Annotated in this window: 18 protein-coding genes; 16 read left to right on the top strand and 2 right to left on the bottom strand. The window is 59.1% G+C overall.

Annotated elements, in window-relative coordinates:
* The first annotated feature begins 143 nt into the window (after positions 1-143).
* The 8 genes from ACRDT3_RS05630 (at position 144) to ACRDT3_RS05595 (ending at position 5231) form a co-directional block, all read left to right on the top strand.
* On the top strand, positions 144-431 hold the full coding sequence (locus tag ACRDT3_RS05630; protein WP_431492050.1) for a WXG100 family type VII secretion target: 288 nt from the start codon (positions 144-146) through the stop codon (positions 429-431).
* A 129-nt stretch (positions 432-560) separates the two neighbouring features.
* Complete coding sequence (locus ACRDT3_RS05625) at positions 561-881, top strand: hypothetical protein (RefSeq protein ID WP_431492049.1); 321 nt, start codon at positions 561-563, stop codon at positions 879-881.
* A gap of 16 nt (positions 882-897) precedes the next feature.
* A complete protein-coding gene (locus ACRDT3_RS05620; RefSeq protein ID WP_431492048.1) occupies positions 898-2289 on the top strand; it encodes a hypothetical protein in 1392 nt (463 codons plus the stop codon).
* Positions 2290-2351: 62 nt separating this feature from the next.
* On the top strand, positions 2352-2981 hold the full coding sequence (locus tag ACRDT3_RS05615) for a hypothetical protein (RefSeq protein ID WP_431492047.1): 630 nt from the start codon (positions 2352-2354) through the stop codon (positions 2979-2981).
* A complete protein-coding gene (locus ACRDT3_RS05610) occupies positions 2978-3553 on the top strand; it encodes a hypothetical protein (RefSeq protein WP_431492046.1) in 576 nt (191 codons plus the stop codon). Before ACRDT3_RS05615 ends, ACRDT3_RS05610 begins: the two co-directional genes overlap by 4 nt.
* A 16-nt stretch (positions 3554-3569) precedes the next feature.
* Positions 3570-4190, top strand: a complete 621-nt coding sequence (locus tag ACRDT3_RS05605) for a hypothetical protein (protein WP_431492045.1) — start codon at positions 3570-3572, stop codon at positions 4188-4190.
* Complete coding sequence (locus ACRDT3_RS05600) at positions 4175-4849, top strand: hypothetical protein (protein WP_431492044.1); 675 nt, start codon at positions 4175-4177, stop codon at positions 4847-4849. Before ACRDT3_RS05605 ends, ACRDT3_RS05600 begins: the two co-directional genes overlap by 16 nt.
* 31 nt (positions 4850-4880) lie before the next feature.
* Positions 4881-5231 (top strand): hypothetical protein, encoded by a 351-nt coding sequence (locus tag ACRDT3_RS05595; protein ID WP_431492043.1) that lies wholly within the window; start codon positions 4881-4883, stop codon positions 5229-5231.
* 119 nt (positions 5232-5350) lie between these two features.
* On the opposite strand, the gene ACRDT3_RS05590 is transcribed toward ACRDT3_RS05595, so the two are convergent.
* Positions 5351-6718, bottom strand: coding sequence for an FAD-binding oxidoreductase (locus ACRDT3_RS05590; protein ID WP_431492042.1), 1368 nt, complete (start codon positions 6716-6718; stop codon positions 5351-5353).
* Positions 6719-6826: 108 nt separating this feature from the next.
* Here ACRDT3_RS05590 and ACRDT3_RS05585 point away from each other — a divergent pair, with 108 nt between their 5' ends.
* The 6 genes from ACRDT3_RS05585 to ACRDT3_RS05560 all read left to right on the top strand — a co-directional run bounded on the left by ACRDT3_RS05585 (position 6827) and on the right by ACRDT3_RS05560 (position 13467).
* The gene (locus ACRDT3_RS05585) at positions 6827-7510 is read left to right on the top strand and encodes a GntR family transcriptional regulator (protein ID WP_431492041.1); all 684 of its coding nucleotides are present in this window, start codon (positions 6827-6829) and stop codon (positions 7508-7510) included.
* A 228-nt stretch (positions 7511-7738) separates the two neighbouring features.
* Positions 7739-9088 (top strand): MFS transporter, encoded by a 1350-nt coding sequence (locus ACRDT3_RS05580; RefSeq protein ID WP_431492040.1) that lies wholly within the window; start codon positions 7739-7741, stop codon positions 9086-9088.
* Complete coding sequence (locus ACRDT3_RS05575) at positions 9085-10311, top strand: CaiB/BaiF CoA transferase family protein (protein ID WP_431492039.1); 1227 nt, start codon at positions 9085-9087, stop codon at positions 10309-10311. Before ACRDT3_RS05580 ends, ACRDT3_RS05575 begins: the two co-directional genes overlap by 4 nt.
* Positions 10312-10332: 21 nt before the next feature.
* Positions 10333-11532: an acyl-CoA dehydrogenase family protein gene (locus ACRDT3_RS05570; RefSeq protein ID WP_431492038.1), complete on the top strand. Its 1200-nt coding sequence runs from the start codon at positions 10333-10335 to the stop codon at positions 11530-11532.
* A gap of 40 nt (positions 11533-11572) precedes the next feature.
* On the top strand, positions 11573-12580 hold the full coding sequence (locus tag ACRDT3_RS05565) for a LysR family transcriptional regulator (protein WP_431492037.1): 1008 nt from the start codon (positions 11573-11575) through the stop codon (positions 12578-12580).
* A 59-nt stretch (positions 12581-12639) separates the two neighbouring features.
* Positions 12640-13467 carry a 3-hydroxyacyl-CoA dehydrogenase family protein gene (locus ACRDT3_RS05560; protein ID WP_431492121.1) on the top strand — a complete coding sequence of 276 codons (828 nt, stop codon included), beginning with the start codon at positions 12640-12642 and terminating at the stop codon, positions 13465-13467.
* A gap of 91 nt (positions 13468-13558) precedes the next feature.
* Here ACRDT3_RS05560 and purB read toward each other — a convergent pair whose 3' ends face one another.
* The gene (gene purB, locus ACRDT3_RS05555; protein ID WP_431492036.1) at positions 13559-14968 is read right to left on the bottom strand and encodes an adenylosuccinate lyase; all 1410 of its coding nucleotides are present in this window, start codon (positions 14966-14968) and stop codon (positions 13559-13561) included.
* Here purB and ACRDT3_RS05550 point away from each other — a divergent pair.
* A complete protein-coding gene (locus ACRDT3_RS05550) occupies positions 14949-15380 on the top strand; it encodes a hypothetical protein (protein ID WP_431492035.1) in 432 nt (143 codons plus the stop codon). The two genes, purB and ACRDT3_RS05550, sit on opposite strands and share 20 nt — an antisense overlap.
* Positions 15381-15382: 2 nt before the next feature.
* Complete coding sequence (locus ACRDT3_RS05545) at positions 15383-16732, top strand: hypothetical protein (RefSeq protein ID WP_431492034.1); 1350 nt, start codon at positions 15383-15385, stop codon at positions 16730-16732.
* Positions 16733-16942 lie beyond the last annotated feature (210 nt).

Here is a 16942-nt window from a genome sequence, read left to right as displayed (position 1 = left end):
GACCTTTCTACTTCAGTTCGATGCCGGTTTGCCACGGGGAGTTCTCCCCATTGAGCGCAGGTTGCCTGCCACATTATTCTAGACTGTGAACGAACTAATGCGGCCCGGCAAGAGGGCCAGTCGACAAGTTGAGGAGCATTGTTATGACTGATTTCAAGGCCAATTATGGTGAAATGGAAGCCATGGCTTCGAAGCTTGACACCGGGCGCGAAGACTTGGACGGCGTGCTTGAGCAGCTGCAGTCCGGCGTGGACAAGCTGCTCGGCGAAGACTTCACCACTGAGCACGCTTCGGGCCAGTTCGGCGAAGGCTACAAGGAATTGAATGACGGCTTGAAGACCGCGTTCGATGGCATCAACGACATGGCCATCGCCCTGCGCGACATGATGACCCAGATCCAGGACACCGACCGCGGCATGGCCGGCCAGTAGCCAGACGTAACTGCTGAATGATGTGGTCGCTCCGGGAACCCCGGGGCGGCCATATGGCTGGGATTCCACTGCCGCGCCCGACTCGCTGCAGTCCACGACCATTCTTGAGCGCAAGGAGTACTTCGCACCGTGGCAGACGAATTGTATCTGGCTCGCCTCGACGAGATCGTCGCTGATTTGGGCAATAGCATCACGGACTTCAACGATGCCTCGGATATTGCCAAAGGCATTTCGCGTTCCGTCGGCAGGCCGATGAACGACGATAAGCTGCAAGATCGGGTTGGCGACTTCGAGGACGAATGGAACAAGACCCGCGACAGCTTGGTGGAAGAACTCGATGGAATACACAAGCATCTGAAGGACATCCAGCAGGGATTCGCCGAATGGGACTTCGAAGCCAAGAAAGCATTCCTGAATTCACGGGCGTCCGACGTCCCCAAGGCCAAGTAGACAGCGGAGAACGCAAATGACGTTGCAATCACCTAATACCGGCGAGACGCTGCAGCTGATCGACGGCAATGCCGCCGACTTGCGCCGCAGTGCCTTGGACCTGATCCGCTCCGGCGAAGCCATGGAACGCTCGGCCATCCGGCTGGAAGACATCAGTTCGGGGACAACGCAGCTGAAGTCCGAAGCTGTCAAAGCGGTTCGCGAGAGCGCGGAAGAGGTCCACCCGAAGCTGCACAAGGCATCAGTCCGCTACACGAAGACGGGCGAGGCCCTGAAGACGTACGCCGAGGCACTTGACCGGGTCCAGGGCGCACTGATGCTGTGCACGAAGGAAGGCGGAGTCGATAATTATTCATCGCTGAACGCCTTGATTGCCGATATCGAGCAGGCGCATGAAACGGCCGCCACCAAACGGAGCCAGGCCGAAACCGCCGAAGACGCGATGGACGATGCTGATGGCGGGCTCTTCGGTATCGGCGAAGGCACCGACGAGGAGAAAGCCGAAGCCAAAAAGGATCTGTCTGCTGCCACTGACGCCCGGGACGAGGCCGAAGAAGAACTGCGAGAATTGTGGGGCAAGTTCGACGGACGCGTATCCTATTGGGAAGATGCCTACGACGACGCAGTGACCGGCATCGAGGACGCCATCGATGCTGCCGACAACAATGACAAGTGGTACGACACGCTTAACACGTTCCTGAGCATTGCTGCTCTGGTCCTCGGCGCCTTGGCACTGATCTTGTCCGCCACCTTTCTCGGCCCAATTCTCGGTCTGCTTGCCCTGGTAGCCGGGGTGATTACCTTGGGCATCGAAATCTACAAGATGACCCAGGGCGAAGGCGACTGGACCAGCTTGGGGCTTGCCATCATCGGGCTGGTTCCGTTCGGCAGGGTCTTGGGAAAGTCGATATCCGGGCTCTCCAAGGTCTTCAAGGGCGGGTTCAAGGCCGCAAGGAACCGCGGAGCAGCCAAGGCGTTCAAGGCATTCACCAAGACACGCGCAAGCACCGGACGCGGCATCGTCAGGTCGTCTCTCAAGGGACGGCCTAAGCGTCCGGTGAAGACCACGATCCGCGGCAACCGCAAGACCAAGGCAAAAATCCGGCGTAACAACCGCAAACTGGAACAGAAGTATCAGGAAGCCAAATTCAAGCATGGCAACGACTACCTGGCGAAGTTCAAGAAATCATTTGACGAGGATCCGCTCAAATACGTCAAGTACGCTAATGACTGGGGCAGCACGAAGCACCGGGAAATGGCCGAATACGTGCTCAAGCACTCCGAAGACTTCGACCCTCGCGCGGTGGACTGGGCCATGGGAACCAAGATCGCAGCTAAGCTCGAGGATGGTGGCAACGTCGTGCAATCCTTCGGCCTATTCATTTACGACCACGAACGGCAGAAATAGCTTGTGGCAAGCGACGTTGGGCCAGGAGTGCTCGAAACCCCATGGGTAGTGCAGGAGAATAAATGAGCCAGAGCCCGCAAGAAGCGAAACCGCAGCCTCGCGGCATCGGATACAGCATGGTGTACCCGCCAGGGTGGCGGGAATTCAGGACAAGCACCGAACACGAGAGTGTCCTGACCAAGTTGGTCACGGCGGAAGCCAAGGCGTTGGGTCGAGCAGACGTGGTGCTGATGCTGCGCCAAAAGACGCATGAGATGTTCGAGAATTTGCGGCGCCGCGGCGCCCTTGGGATCGCGTTACCGGTTGAAAAAGCCCGCGGTGGAGCCGTGCCGACATCAATGATCATGACCCCCTTGAAATCCACGGACTCGGGGTCATTGGCCGGCATGGTGCGCAAGGTCGCCGCTGGCAACGCGGTGGACACGCAAGCCGTCGACGGCGAGACCTGGTACCTGTGGAATACGAATGAGCCAGCCGAAGAGGCTCCGGAATACAAGAACCTGAGCTTGAACATGGTGGTTCCCCGCCCACGGCCGGACGGAAGCACGGATCCCGAGCCGAAAGCCGGATTGTGGCTGCGGTATTCCTACGCAAGCCTTGAGACAGGCGAAAACAATGAGGAGTTCACCGAGGCTTTGCAAGATCTCGGCTACGCAATTCTGGGGACGTTCAAGTGGGTGCCGATACAGTGACATCATATGAAATCAATCCGGATCTGGAACTCTGGATTCCCGTTCCGCGTTCCTTCCCGGAGGCTGACTGGGAAACGGCAGAGCAATGGGCCGAAGACCTCGCCGAAGTGGCGATTCCGGGTGACCCCGAGCTCCGCAAGACCTATCGGGATCTCGCCTTGGAGGTCGCCGCGAATCAAGCAGCGGATGCCGACCACACGCTGTGGTATTCACCCGAGGACGGGCACGCAATGGGCACCGCCCACCTGGTTATCGAAGATGACGATGACGAGCTGAGCCTGGAGGAGCTGGCTGCACCGGATCATGACTCCCTGGCACCAGCGCAAACTGAAGAATTCGACTCGACGGTCTTCGGCCGGATCCTGCAGTCCACATCCGTCATCTCATTGGATCTCCCTACCGAGGACGAGACCGTGATGCTGCCTGCCATCGGCCATGTCCGGACGGTGGGCCGGAGCAGGGGACTGGTCTTCATCCTTGAGGCATTCGACTCGGATCTATCGAATCTCGCACTCATGATGGATCCCATGGTGCAACTGCTGGATACCGTGACCATTGACGATTCCGAATAGACAGGAACCCCGAACCTTGAGCAATCGTGCCTCCTACCGAGAAGAACCCGAGGCGTTTGTGAGCCGGGGCGTGCATCATTGGCCTCGCATGGAGAGCAGCTTCAGGTTGATCCTGCTGGCCGCGATCCTCTTGCCGCTCGGTTACTACCTGATTGCGAACGGGCTGCCCGAGACCCCGAGCGATAGGGGGCGAATCATCGCTAGCTGGACTCCGGCCATTGCTGGGGCCGCTCTGCTGGTCGCTGGATGCATCGGAATTTTCACGGCAACGCGCTCGTTGGTCCGCAACCAGGATGACGCCGTGGATCTGAAGCTGGGAGCAGGAGGGGTCACGCTGCGGGGCGGGCGCAAGATTCCGTGGGAGCAGATTGAGTCCGTCACGGCGATCACCTTCGAGAACAATTCGAAGATCGTATTGCTATGGGACCGTGCTGAAATGCACCGTAGGCTGGAGCTTCACCTCCGGGAGCAACCACAACAGGCGAATATGCGAGGTACAGGCGGGACGGAGTCGGCCAGGGTAGACCTCTTGCGCTATCCCGCTGCCGAGTACCTCAGGCTTTATGATTCCACGCTGGAACAGTTCAAGCGCCGGGGAATCCCGGTTCACTTCGAGAAGAAATGGATGTTCACGTAGCACGGCAAGACGACACTGGTTATCCGGCTAGCACCGCGGCCGTATCCGGTACTGCCATGGAATTCATCAGTACCCCGCACCTGCATGCCAAGCGCCTGAAGCGCGGAATCATCCTGACCGTGCTGGGCCTGGCCTCGGCCGCCACAGGATTCTGGATCCTGGGCCAGAACATCCGGGCCGGGGAGAGCAGCATTGCCACCAATTGGCTGAATTACGGGCCGATTGTCATCGCCGCGGCGTTGCTGACCTTCGGCATCGTGGGCATTGCCACCGGCCGGCAGGGCACGCGCCGCAGCGCCGGCGATGACTCGATCGACGTGATCGTCACCGAGCAGGGCCTGGTGACCCGTGGCGGCCGGGAGGTGCCGTGGTCGAATATCGGCCGCGCCGAGGTCATCCGCTACATCAATGACTCGATGGTGTCGCTGCTCTGGGACTACTCCGTGCTCAATCGCGTGGTGCGGATCAGCCTGCTGGACAACTCCGAGGTCCACCCGACGTCCCCTGGAGTGCGTGGTCGATCGCCATTGCACTACCTGGAGATCGATCTGCGGCGCTACCCGATGGCCGAATACCAGGAGCACCTTGATGCGCTAGTCGCCACGCTCAAGGAGCGCCGCTTCCACACCAAGGAACGGTTCAAGCACAAGCAGTTCTGAATATGGCCCTGAGACGTCAGGAGCTTGGGGCGTGCGGACCGCGATGCTGGCCATGCGCCGCAAGGGTGTCGATGCCATTGATGCGAAGATCCGCGCGTCCGGGCTCATCCTGCGTGGCGGGCGAAAGGTGGCCTGGGACGAAATCGGCTCGGTGACCGCGATCAGTTTCCACAACGATGCCAAGGTGCAGTTGCTTTGGGACCGGGCTGAACTGCACCGCCGGCTGGATGTGCAGCTGAAGCTGCCGGGAATTCAGGCGCTGCGCGTCGACCTGGTGCGCTATCCGGCCGTGGACTACCTTGGCCTCTACGAGTCGCTGCTGGACGAGTTCGAGCGCCAGCGCATCCCGGTGGCGCACCGGAAGAAATGGATGCAAGCCTAGTCTTAGGCAATGATCCCCACCTTGTGCGCATCATCCAGGTGGCATCCAATTCCGCCATTTCGCACATGGCGACTGGCCGCTCTCCGACCGGACCTCCGGAGCTAAGCGCCGCCTGCCCGTTACAGCGCGCGTCCCGGGGTGAGGATTCCGGCCGGGTCCAGAGCGGCCTTGACTGCCAGCTGCGCCGCCCGGGTAGGTTCGTCCAGCTGCCAGGACAGCTCGTGCTGCTTGACCTGGCCGATGCCGTGCTCCCCGGTGATGGTGCCGCCCAGCGAGAGGGCCAGCCGGGTGATCTCGTCGATGACCTTTTCGGCGGCCGCATGCCCTTCGGGGGTGTCCTCGGCATCCACCGTCGGGTGCAGGTTGCCGTCCCCGGCGTGCGCCACCACTGAGATCATCCGCCCGGTGCGTTGCGCAATCTCGTCGATCCCGCGGAACACCGCGGCAAGCTCGCCCACCGGAACCCCCACGTCGCAGGAGACCCGCAGTCCGTGGGCGCTGAGCGCCGGATTGGCCAGCCGCCGGGCCTCCAGCAGCGAGTCGCCCTCTCCGATCAGCACGTCCGCTGCGCCGAAGCTGCGGCACAGGGCGGTCACCGACTGCGCGGCCTGCAGGGCATGGAGCCCGGTGAATTGGCCGATCAGCAGCGCCTGCCCGTCCACCGGCAGCCCGGCAGGGTGGAAAGCCTCGATCACCTGGACGCTGTGCGCGTCGAGCAGCTCGAGCACCTCCGGAAGGTACTCGCCGTTGACGATGGCGCTCACCGCACGTCCGGCGTCCTCGACGGTGCGGAAGCCAGCGCGGAAGGTCTGCGCGGTGCCCTCGGGCACCGGCTTGAGCCGCACCGTGGCCTCGGTGATGACCCCCAAAGTGCCCTCCGAACCAACGAACAGGCTGGTCAGGTCCAAGCCGACGACGTTCTTCCGGGTGCGTGCCCCGGTGTGCACGACACGGCCATCTGCCAGCACCACAGTCAGCGCCGCGACCGAGTCGCGGGTGACCCCGTGGTTCAGGCAGCGCAGCCCGCCGGCATTCGTGGCGATGTTGCCTCCCACGGTGGAGATCCGCGCGCTGGCCGGATCCGGCGGGAAGAACAGGCCGTGGCCGCGTGCCGCCTCGTCCAGGTCGGAGTTGATGACCCCGGCCTGCACCACGGCCAATCGGTTCACCGCATCGATTTCCACGATCCGGTTCAGCCGCTCCAGGCTGATGACCAGCCCGCCGGGGTAGCCAGCCGCCCCGCCGGAGAGCCCAGTGCCCGCCCCGCGCACCGAAACCGCCACGCCGTGGCGATGCGCCCAGCCCAGCGCCTGCGAGACCTCGTCGGTGGATTCGGGGAAGACAGCCGCGGCCGGCCGCCCCTCGGGCTGGTAGCGCGACTGGTCGCGGGCTACGCGGTCCAGCTCCTGTGGTGCGGTGCTCAGCCGGGGACCGAAGACGACGGCCAGTTCATCGAGCGGCAGCGTCGATGCTGCGTGCTGGGACATGGATGCTCCTTTGCCTGTGCGGCCCGGTAGGTGAGCCACGGGGTGATTCCCATTACACACTTTATATTATAAAATCTGAGGGTCAACCCGCGAGTGAAAGCAGGAACCATGACGGCAAGCGAAGCGCAAGCGGTCCGCGGGCGCGGCCGGAGCAAGGCCGACCTGGCCTACGACTATCTGCGCGAACAGGTATTGGGCGGCACGCTGGCACCGCGCCAACGGGTGCTGGCCGGGCCGATAGCCGCGCAGCTTCAGATCAGCGCCGTGCCGGTACGCGAGGCAATCCACCGGCTGGCCGCCGAGGGACTGCTGCAGATCGAGCGCAACGTCGGCGCGCGGGTCGCCGAAATCGACGAGCTCGCCTACCGCGAGGGCATGGAGGCGCTGGCGGTGCTCGACGGGTCGGCTACAGCACTGGCCGCGCTGGCGCTGGGTGGCGCCACGCTTGATCGGGCGGAACAGATCAATGAGCAGCTCGCAGGTCTGTTGGGGGACTTTGACCCGGCCGAATACACCCGGCTGAACACCAAGTTCCACGCGGTGCTGCATGCCGGGTGCCCGAACGCGCGGCTGCGAGAGCTGGTCGAGGCAGAATGGCGCAAGTTCTCCGCACTGCATGCGGCGGAGCGTGCGGTGGATGCGGAGCGGGCGCACGCCGCTGTGGATGAGCACCGCGAACTGTTGCGGCTGATCCGCGACGGGGCGCCCGCGGCCCGCATTGAGCAGGAAGCCCGTCAGCACGTGCTGTCCTCGTTGCATGCGCGCACCGGATTCGTCAGCCAGCTGCGCTAACGCCGTAGCCCGGTGGGCTCTAAGATCGTCCAGCAAGTTGCTGAAGGCAGATTGGCCAAGATCAATTCCTGGCCCGCCAGGTTCGATCGAACACTATCGTTCACTCAAACCGAACGATGCGACCGCTTTTTGACCGTTGATCCTTAACGGTAAGTGATTTGTACTTAGGTATAGGCACGTTTTGTGCTCCGAATCACACAGGTTGGTCGGTATTAGGAGGAGAGAGTCATGGCATCAGCCACTGCCATCAGGAAAAGCAGTATCAAATCCGGTTCGTCGAGCAGTCGACGCAACTGGGGCATCGTCGTAATGTTATTGATATTCTTCATGCTCAATTTCGCTGACAAGGCAGCCATCGGGCTGGCAAGCAAGCCAATCCGGGAATCAATGCATTTGACCGCGAGTCAGTATGGACTTCTTTCGAGCGCATTCTTTTGGCTGTTCGCAATCGGCGCGGTGGTCCTCACCGCGGCATTCCGAAAGATCTCATATAATTGGGCTGCGGGGATTCTGATGGTGACTTGGATCCTAACCATGTTGCCTCTGACCACCCAAACGACTTTTGCCGTCTTGTTGGCCAGTCGCATGGCTCTTGGATTCTTCGAAGGCCCGGCACATGCATTGTGCCAATCAATTGTTCATGAGCTATTCCCACCTGAAAAGCGCGCTGCAGCAGGGGCCGTGGTCAATGCGGGTTCGTCACTAGGCCCGTTGCTGTCCGCACCCATCTTGACCTGGATCATACTCACCTGGAATTGGCATGCGTCGTTCATTTTACTAGTGGCTATTAGCTTGGTGTGGACCATGGTTTGGTTCTTCTATGCCGATAGGCTTCCCTTCAAAAAACGTGCAACGCGTCGTCAAGACAATGTCGCTAAGGCTGATCCGAATGGCGACATAGTTGTTCCGTTCTACAGGCTACTTATGATTCCGAGCTTTTGGGGACTGGCGCTGCTGTCATTCGCTGGCTATCTGATCACTTCGCTGAAAGTCACGTGGCTCCCTGCATTCATGAATGAGGGGCTTGGCTACTCTTTGCAAAGCGTTGGCATGCTGGTCACCATTCCATACGTTTGTGCAGTGGTGATCTTGGTTGGGGCAGGGCTGCTGTCGGGCCACATGCTCAAGCGAGGCTATTCATCCCGCGTGGCGCGGTCCTTTCTCACTGCAGCTTGCTTGCTCTTTGCTGGAGTCTCGAGGATCGTCTTCACCCAAATCCCTGCTGGTCCGGTCCAGTTGGTTTTGGTGGTCGCTGCCTTCTCTATCAACTCTGTAGCCTTCTCCATCGGATTTGCTGGCGCTTCCGATTTCCTTCCGGCCCATCAGCGTGCTGCCTTTTTCGGGTGCATCGTCGCAGCGTACTCGGTTGCCGGCATGGTGGCCCCGTATATTCTGGGGCTAATTGTAGATAGCGCCGAGACACCAGTGCAGGGCTATGCCAATGGCTTCCTTATTGTCGGCATCACCATCTGCGTATTCGGAGTTGCCGGGGGGCTGATGCTCAATCCAAGTAAATCGCGAGCACGGTTGTTGGAGCTTACCGCAATGTACGCCGATAGAAAGCAGGCTGTTCGATGACCCAGCAATTCAGCAGCGGCCCCCTCGACGGAATTCGAGTTCTCGACTTTGGCCAATATATTGCAGGCCCTGGCACCGGACAAATGTTGTCCGACTTGGGTGCCACCGTTATCAAAATCGAAAGTGTTCACGGCGACCAAGCCCGCAACGTAGGTGTCTTCGGAGAAGCGATGATTCGCGCGTTCAATCGTGACAAGTCGAGCCTCGCCATTGATCTCAGAAACCCCGAATCTCGCCTTGTGATTCATCGTTTGCTCACCAACACCGACGTACTCATCCATAATTTCCGGCCAGGGGCCGCAGAACGATTGGGCCTAGGTTCCGAGACGCTTCGAAAGCAGTACCCAGCTTTGATCTACGGATCGATTACGGGATTTGGAACTTCCGGGCCATCAGTTAGCCGTCCGGGGCTGGACATTGCGGCCCAGGCCGAGTTTGGCATGATGAACATAACTGGGGAGGCCGACAGCGACCCTCAACGAGTAGGTTTTGCAATTGTTGACGTTGCGGCTGCCAATGCAATGGCCATGGGAGTTTTGGCCGCGCTTTTCGAGCGTAGCCGAACTGGTAATGGCGCTCATGTCGAGACCTCGTTGATGGAATCTGCAATGTCTATGCAGGCAGCAACCTGGGGCGAGTACTCGATCACAGGGAAGCCGCCCATGCGTAAAGGCAACGGCCAGACCTATGCGGCACCGGCCGCTGATGTCGTCCATGTGAAGGATGGATCTATTGTGGTGTCTGCCTACACTCAAGACAAGTGGGCTGCCCTTTGCAATGTCATCGGGCACCCTGAGTACTCTTCAGATCCGCGGTTCATCGATAATCCTGCTCGGGTTGCTCACCGGACTGATCTGCTCCACACACTGAGCCTGGCCATGAAAAACAAAACCCGCGATCAAGCAGTCGAACTGCTGCTAGCCAATGGCATCGTGTGCGGCTCGGTACGCTCCTACGATGAAATTGCCAAGGACGAGGATCTGATTGCCTCGAAGGTCATGGTCGATGTCCGATGCGAGACTGAGTCCTACACCACACCAGGCGTGCCGTTCACTATCGACGGATGGCGGAAAACCAAATCGGAACCAGCCCCGCAGCTCGGTGAACACAACACTAGCATTCTGACTGAATTGGGATATTCGCAGAGCCAGATTGAGCAATTGCACGAGACCGGAGTGATGGCAGCCTCGCAGGATACACACGTAGACGCCGGTACAAACTAAATCAGTAAGGAAAAAAGACCAGTGATTGATCCATCAATCTTCGAGCTCAACTTCGATCAATACCGAAAGCTCATTGCAGACTTCACCGAAAACGAATTGATCCCGTCGGAAAATGAGATGGTCCGTGACGGAGCTGTCCCAGAACGACTCGTCGAACGCATGGCCCAGCTAGGGCTGTTCGGTATTTCGATTCCGCAATCCTATGGCGGACTGGAATGGAACATGGAACAGCAGGTCCTGCTGACCCAAGAATTCACACGTGCATCGTGCGTCTACCGCTCGCGTTTTTCTACGGTAATTGGCCTGTGCTCCCAAGCGATTCTAGATCACGGGACCGAGGAGCAGCGCACAGAGCTGTTGCCGAAAATGGCCGCAGGGGAGCTGGTCACGGCGTTCGGCCTGACCGAGGAAGATGCCGGATCTGACGCATCACAGCTGACTACCTCCGCCGTATTGGAGAACGGCAATTACGTAGTCAACGGTGCTAAACGATATATCACCAACGCTGGCTGGGCCGACGCTTTCATAATTTTCGCTCGCACCGACGCCTCGGTCCACGGGGCCAAAGGAGTCTCCGCGCTCCTTGTCGATGCCACTTTGCCAGGGGTCAGCACATCGTTGCCAACCCGGATGAACGGCCACGCCGAGGCGCCGGTCGGAGAAATTCACTTGGCAAACGTTGTGGTACCGAGTAGCAGGCTACTCGGGGGGCCTCAAGGCGAAGGCCAGGGACTAACCATGGCGCTACGAGGAATTAACCACGCGCGACTGCACGTAGCCGCAACCTGCGTTGGACAGGCAACCCGTATTCTTGAAGAAATCACAGCTCATGTGAATACTCGAAAGCAGTTCAATGCACCATTGGCTGATCTGGGCGCTGTGAAGTCAGTATTGGGAGAGTGCTTTGCCGAGGTTGAGGCTGCTCGTGCGCTGGTCATGGAGGGAGCACGCGCCTTCGATATGGGCGATGTGCCGCGCCATCGTATTGCCGCGGCCAAGCTCTTCGCCTCGGAAATGGTTGGCCGTGTCGCCGACAAATGCCTGCAGCTATTGGGCGGCGAGGGTATCGTCGGAGATCATCCGATCCCGCGCATGTGGCGTGACGTTCGTGCCCTGCGCATCTATGAGGGTTCCTCTCCCATCCACGAACGCAATCTTGCGGTAGCTATGATTCGACAAGGAAAGATCGACGGTCGGTTGCCGAACAGCTATCGAGTGTAGCTCGTCGACTTTCACCATATTCGGAGTCAAAGGGGTAGCAGTGGAGATCCGCCAGCTTGAATACTTTCTGGCAGTTGTCGAACACAACGGTGTCAATCGCGCCGCCGCGCAGTTGCATGTAGCGCAGGCAAGCATCTCGCAAGGTATTCGGCAACTGGAACGTGAACTGAAACTTGAACTATTCCACCGTACCGGACGCAATATCGTCTTGAACTCTTCGGGCCGGCTCCTCGTTGAGCCGGCACGCAGAATACTGCGCGAACTTCTTGCAGCCAAGGACATCATGCGCGGTGCATTGGAATTGTCGGTTGGGACCATCACGGTTGGCACCATGCCGGAGATGTCCAGCGAAGCGGTGGCGGCGTGGAGCGGACAATTCACGAGGGAGTACCCCAATATTCGCATTGACCTGAAGGAATATTCCAATGTTGACCATCTTTGCGAGGAAGTGCTCAGCGGCCACTGCGAAATCGGGTTCACCACGTTCCCGATTCCCGTAGACAATCTTCAGACCATCCAGTTTGGGCTGCAACGCATGATGCTGGTCATGCCACCGGGAACTACTATGCCAGGTAGCCAACCGGTCGCGTTGTCGAGCCTACAGTCGCTTCCGCTGGCCGTCAGCAATATGGCCCACCGGGAAAATGACATCGTGGCCGCAGCGATGTCCAAGCATTCGATCGAAGGCCAGATTAGGGCATACGTCCCGACCCGCCATGCGCAGTTGGCCTTGGTGCTCAACGGCAGCGCCAGTGCATTCCTCCCGATTCGAATGGCTGTGCTCGCGCGGAAATTGGGCGCGGTGGTCGTTGAAACCGAACCGACAATACGAACTGCCTACGGCACAGTTCATCGTACCGGTTCATTGAATCCTGCAGCTCAGAGCTTCGTTTCACTGAGCAAGGACGCATTGAGCTGCTGGGGCGAATTGATTAGTGCGCAGCAGGATTCTGGAGCCACCCTGCTGGAGGCTGCAGTAGCCGCCGATACAGCCATGAACGGCACCAGCGAGTACCCGCTAGCCATCAACCTCAAAGGAATGAATTGAGTTTTTCCACACCGAACATTGATAATGTCGTTACCGTCCTGGTAATTGGTGCCGGGACGATGGGTCGACAAATTGCCATGAGTGCGGCCCTGTCCGGCTATGCGACCATCGTCCAGGACATTTCCTCCGACGGGCTGGAATTTGCAGAAGCCGAACTCGAAAGTTGGGTCGCAAAACAAATCGGGAAGAACAAGTTAACTGTGGACGCGGCTGGTGCCGCCCTGAACAGGCTAAGCTTTGCCCAGGATCTGGACAGGGCTGCAGCTGACGCAGACTTTGTGATCGAAGCTGCCACTGAACGTTTGGATATCAAGCGATCAATCTTCAAGTGCCTAGGCACAGTGGCTCCCGCCCATGCCATTCTGGCAACTAACTCCTCAACTATGGGCTCATCTATGGTTGCGGAGGCCAGCGGACGGGCAGATCGCGTCTGCAACATGCATTTCTTCAATCCCGCCTTGGTCATGAAGTGTGTTGAAGTGGTCCGCCACGAATCCACCAGTGATGCCACCGTGAATACGGTGATGGCGTTGGCATCCCGGTTGGGCAAAGAACCCGTCCTGATCAAACGGGAAATCCCAGGATTTATCGCCAACCGCCTCATGGGGGCCGTCCAGCGAGAGGCATTGGCACTGGCCGGGGCCGGAATTGCCAGTATCACGGATATTGACACCACCGCGCGCACTGCACTAGGTCACCCGATGGGACCGTTCGAATTGATGGATCTGGTGGGGCTGGATGTCATCGACTTCATCGCGCGGGCGAACTTCGCGCAAACCGGGACCGAAACTGATGCACCAAATGAGCGGGTGTCCGCGCTGGTGGCCGAGGGCAAGCTAGGGCGCAAAAGCGGAATCGGCTTCTACGACTACGCGCAGTGCCACTAGCTTGAACTGAAATACCGGATTCAACGAACGACACCCCCAGCGTTGGCCAGGGGTGTGTCGCGTGTCTTGGGCGCGTTCGCGCCATCCACGGCTACTTCTTCAGGTGGTCCACCAGCTGCGAAGCGATGCCATTGTAGCTGCCCGGGGTCAGGGACTGCAGGCGGGCTTCAGCATCGGCCGACAGGCCCAGCTCGCCAACGAATTCCTTCAGGCGGGCCGCATCCACACGGTGGCCGCGGGTCAGGTCCTTGAGGCGCTCGTATGGGTTGTCCATGCCTTCGACGCCGGCAATGGCCTCGGCGCGCATGACCATCTGGATGGCCTCTGCAAGGACCTCCCAGTTGTGGTCCAGATCGTCAGCCAGCACGGCTTCGGCGACCGACAGGCGATCCAAGCCCTTGGCGACGTTGGAGATCGCCAGCACCGAGTGGCCGATGGCGGTACCGATGTTGCGCTGCGAGGAGGAGTCTGTCAGATCGCGCTGCCAGCGGCTGGTGACCAGGGTGGAGCCCAGGGTGTTCAGCAGGCCGTTGGAGATCTCCAGGTTGGCTTCTGCGTTCTCGAAGCGGATCGGGTTGACCTTGTGCGGCATGGTCGAGGATCCGGTGGCGCCGGCCACGGGGATCTGCGCGAAGTAGCCGATGGAGATGTAGCTCCAGACATCGGTGCACAGGTTGTGCAGGATGCTGTTGAAGCGTGCGATGTCTGCGTAGACCTCGGCCTGCCAGTCGTGGGATTCGATCTGGGTGGTCAGCGGGTTCCAAGCCAGGCCCAGGTGCTCAACGAAGTCCTTGGAAACCTGCTGCCAGTCAGCGGTTGGAACCGAAGCATAGTGGGCAGCGTAGGTGCCGGTAGCACCGTTGATCTTGCCCAGGTACTCGGTCTTCTCAACGCGGTCCAGCTGGCGGGTCAGGCGCCACGCCAGAACTGCCAGTTCCTTGCCCAGGGTAGTTGGGGTTGCCGGCTGGCCGTGGGTGCGCGAGAGCATTGGCACGTCGCGGGAGTCCTCGGCCATCTTGGCCAGCTGTGCCACCAAGTCGCGGGCTGCTGGCAGCCATACCTGCTGCACGCCACCCTGGACGCCCAGAGCGTAGGACAGGTTGTTGATGTCCTCGGAGGTGCAACCGAAATGCACCAGCGGCTTGAGGTTGCCGATGCCAATCGCTTCCAGGCGATTGGCGATGTAGTACTCGACAGCCTTCACGTCGTGAACGGTGACAGCTTCGATCTCCGCCAGTTCCTTCACCGAATCAGCGTCGAAATCGGTAACGATCTTACGCAGGGCAGCCTTCTGGTCCTCTGACAGAGGGGAGGTGCCCGGCAGAACGGAGTTATCGGTCAAGTGGATCAGCCATTCAACTTCAACGTGAACGCGATCGCGGTTCAAAGCCGCTTCGGAAAGGTAGTCGACCAGCGGTGCCACGGCGCTGCGGTAGCGTCCGTCGAGGGCAGTCAGTGCCAGTGGTTCATTAGCAAGGGAAGTGCGCGCAATCTCAGCCATACTCATATTCTTCCATCCTCGGCGCTACATCACATCTTTTACTTCACTGCTGTTTCCACAACCGGTCGCTAAACGTGCTGGTACCCCGTGGCCACTGTCCATGATGGTGGACAAATTCTCATGGATGCGGAGCAAGGAAATGATGTTTCAAGCGACGCTGCTGACGGTGGCAAGTCAGCTCGATGACGCCCAGAAAACTACCAAGTTCGCCATCGCGCAGTTGGGTTCAATCCGGGCATTGACTTGGAATTCCAAGGCTGGCAAGGCGTTTCTAGACAATGTTGAGGAGCTGAGCCAGCGACTGGAAATGCTCAATGGCGAGCTGAACAACGCTGAAGAATACTTGGGGGTTGCCATGCGCGAGATACAAAACCTCGAAGCGCAAATCATGAACCAGCGAATGGCCTCGTAGCCATGGGATATGAAGTCAATTACAACGAGCTGGATTACGCCCAAGCAGGGGAAATCTGCCAGAGGGTTGCCCACGACATCAACGGCATATCCGATGCATTACTCAGGGCCGCGCAGGCTGCGGACAGTTGCCAGAGGGATCTGAATCTCCAGTGCATGGTGGCAAGCATTGAAGCCAGGGGCTACGACCTCGGGCATTTGGGAGATTTGATCAGAGACGGCTATCAGCAGGCCAGGGAAGGCGAAATTACAGCGTTTGAACTTACCGGAAAAGTCTCTGCGGCAATGCGGAATTATGAAGTTGCCGAAGCCGCAGTTGAACGGATGATGCTCGTAAGCACAAGCGCAGTACTGGTCGGGGACTTCATTTCCGAGACCCGCGAAAACGGCTGGCGTCCGCCGCGGGAAAGCATGGAGACCTTTCTGCGCTTGCTGATGTCCCACATGCCGCGCTGGCCGTTGGCGCCGAATCTGACGCTGACCGAGCAAATCGAAGGTGCCACCAAGACGCTGTCGGGCATCATGCGACTGCTGGGATCAAATCGGAATACCGAAATAAAGCTCACTGGGCAAGATCCAGCTCAAACGGTTGAAGTGGATGGCAAGATGAAAACCTATTTCCAGCTGCACGAAAAGCTGGAAGGCGAAGGCACGGAGAACAACGGAAAGATCATGATCGTCCAAGCTGACGATGATACTTACATCGCGCTCTTTCCAGGTACGCAGGATGACGCCGAAGTTCCTTCGCCTTTTGGCACGGAAGGCATCGCTGACGGCTTCGGCGTGGAATCCGAGAATTTTGTGGAACCGCTCGATGAAGCATTAAAGCTCAGCGGAGCGAAAGAGGGCGATGAGGTTATCCTCTCCGGGTACTCGCAAGGCGGTATTCACGTAGCCCAGCTGACGAAGAACAAGTTCTTGAAGCGCAAGTACAAGATGAACAAGGTGCTGACCCTTGGTTCTCCGATCGGCACTATTGATCTGCCAGAGGATGTCCGCAGCCTGTCCGTAGAAGACCAAAAGGATATGGTGCCCGGCACCGATGGCAGGCCCAATCCCGACAAGGGCGAGCATTACACCACCACATTCCCAGGTCCACGCGAGCACATGAAGGAAATCTTGCCCGAAGACGGGCTCTTTGGCCCGTCGCATCACCTCAAGAATTACGGTGACCACCTCCTGGAGCTCGATGAGGACCCGAAGCTGGAAATCCGAGAGCATCTGGAGAAGTTCTACCTTCCCGAATCTCTGGTGAAAATCCGCATGTTCAAGTTGGAGCGCAAGCAAAAAGAACGTCCGCCCTTGACGGAAGAGGAGTTGCAACGGCTCAAGCACATGGCGCCACGCCACTAAGGCGTTCAAAACTGCAACTAGCCAGTCAGGTAAGCATCACCTGGCATCGCAGTTCTGATGAATCCGGTACGACTCTTATATCGGGTCCGCCAGAACGCGATGTTCTGCCAATACTTGGCTCCGGCCGGGTGAGCACCGTGTTCCGCTCATTGCCTAGGTGCTGACGGGTGGTGCTGTGGATAGGGGCAGGAAATGGGAAGCCGATCGGAT

The organism is Glutamicibacter sp. (genome assembly GCF_050701915.1).
In the GTDB taxonomy this organism is placed as follows: domain Bacteria; phylum Actinomycetota; class Actinomycetes; order Actinomycetales; family Micrococcaceae; genus Glutamicibacter.
This window is presented reverse-complemented; position numbering and strand designations above follow the sequence as displayed.

Coding starts and splice junctions, on each gene's coding strand:
- ACRDT3_RS05630 (WP_431492050.1), top strand. CDS start 144: ATGACTGATTTCAAGGCCAATTATGGTGAAATGGAAGCCATGGCTTCG.
- ACRDT3_RS05620 (WP_431492048.1), top strand. CDS start 898: ATGACGTTGCAATCACCTAATACCGGCGAGACGCTGCAGCTGATCGAC.
- ACRDT3_RS05615 (WP_431492047.1), top strand. CDS start 2,352: ATGAGCCAGAGCCCGCAAGAAGCGAAACCGCAGCCTCGCGGCATCGGA.
- ACRDT3_RS05600 (WP_431492044.1), top strand. CDS start 4,175: ATGGATGTTCACGTAGCACGGCAAGACGACACTGGTTATCCGGCTAGC.
- ACRDT3_RS05590 (WP_431492042.1), bottom strand. CDS start 6,718: ATGTCCCAGCACGCAGCATCGACGCTGCCGCTCGATGAACTGGCCGTC.
- ACRDT3_RS05585 (WP_431492041.1), top strand. CDS start 6,827: ATGACGGCAAGCGAAGCGCAAGCGGTCCGCGGGCGCGGCCGGAGCAAG.
- ACRDT3_RS05580 (WP_431492040.1), top strand. CDS start 7,739: ATGGCATCAGCCACTGCCATCAGGAAAAGCAGTATCAAATCCGGTTCG.
- ACRDT3_RS05575 (WP_431492039.1), top strand. CDS start 9,085: ATGACCCAGCAATTCAGCAGCGGCCCCCTCGACGGAATTCGAGTTCTC.
- ACRDT3_RS05560 (WP_431492121.1), top strand. CDS start 12,640: ATGGGTCGACAAATTGCCATGAGTGCGGCCCTGTCCGGCTATGCGACC.
- purB (WP_431492036.1), bottom strand. CDS start 14,968: ATGGCTGAGATTGCGCGCACTTCCCTTGCTAATGAACCACTGGCACTG.
- ACRDT3_RS05545 (WP_431492034.1), top strand. CDS start 15,383: ATGGGATATGAAGTCAATTACAACGAGCTGGATTACGCCCAAGCAGGG.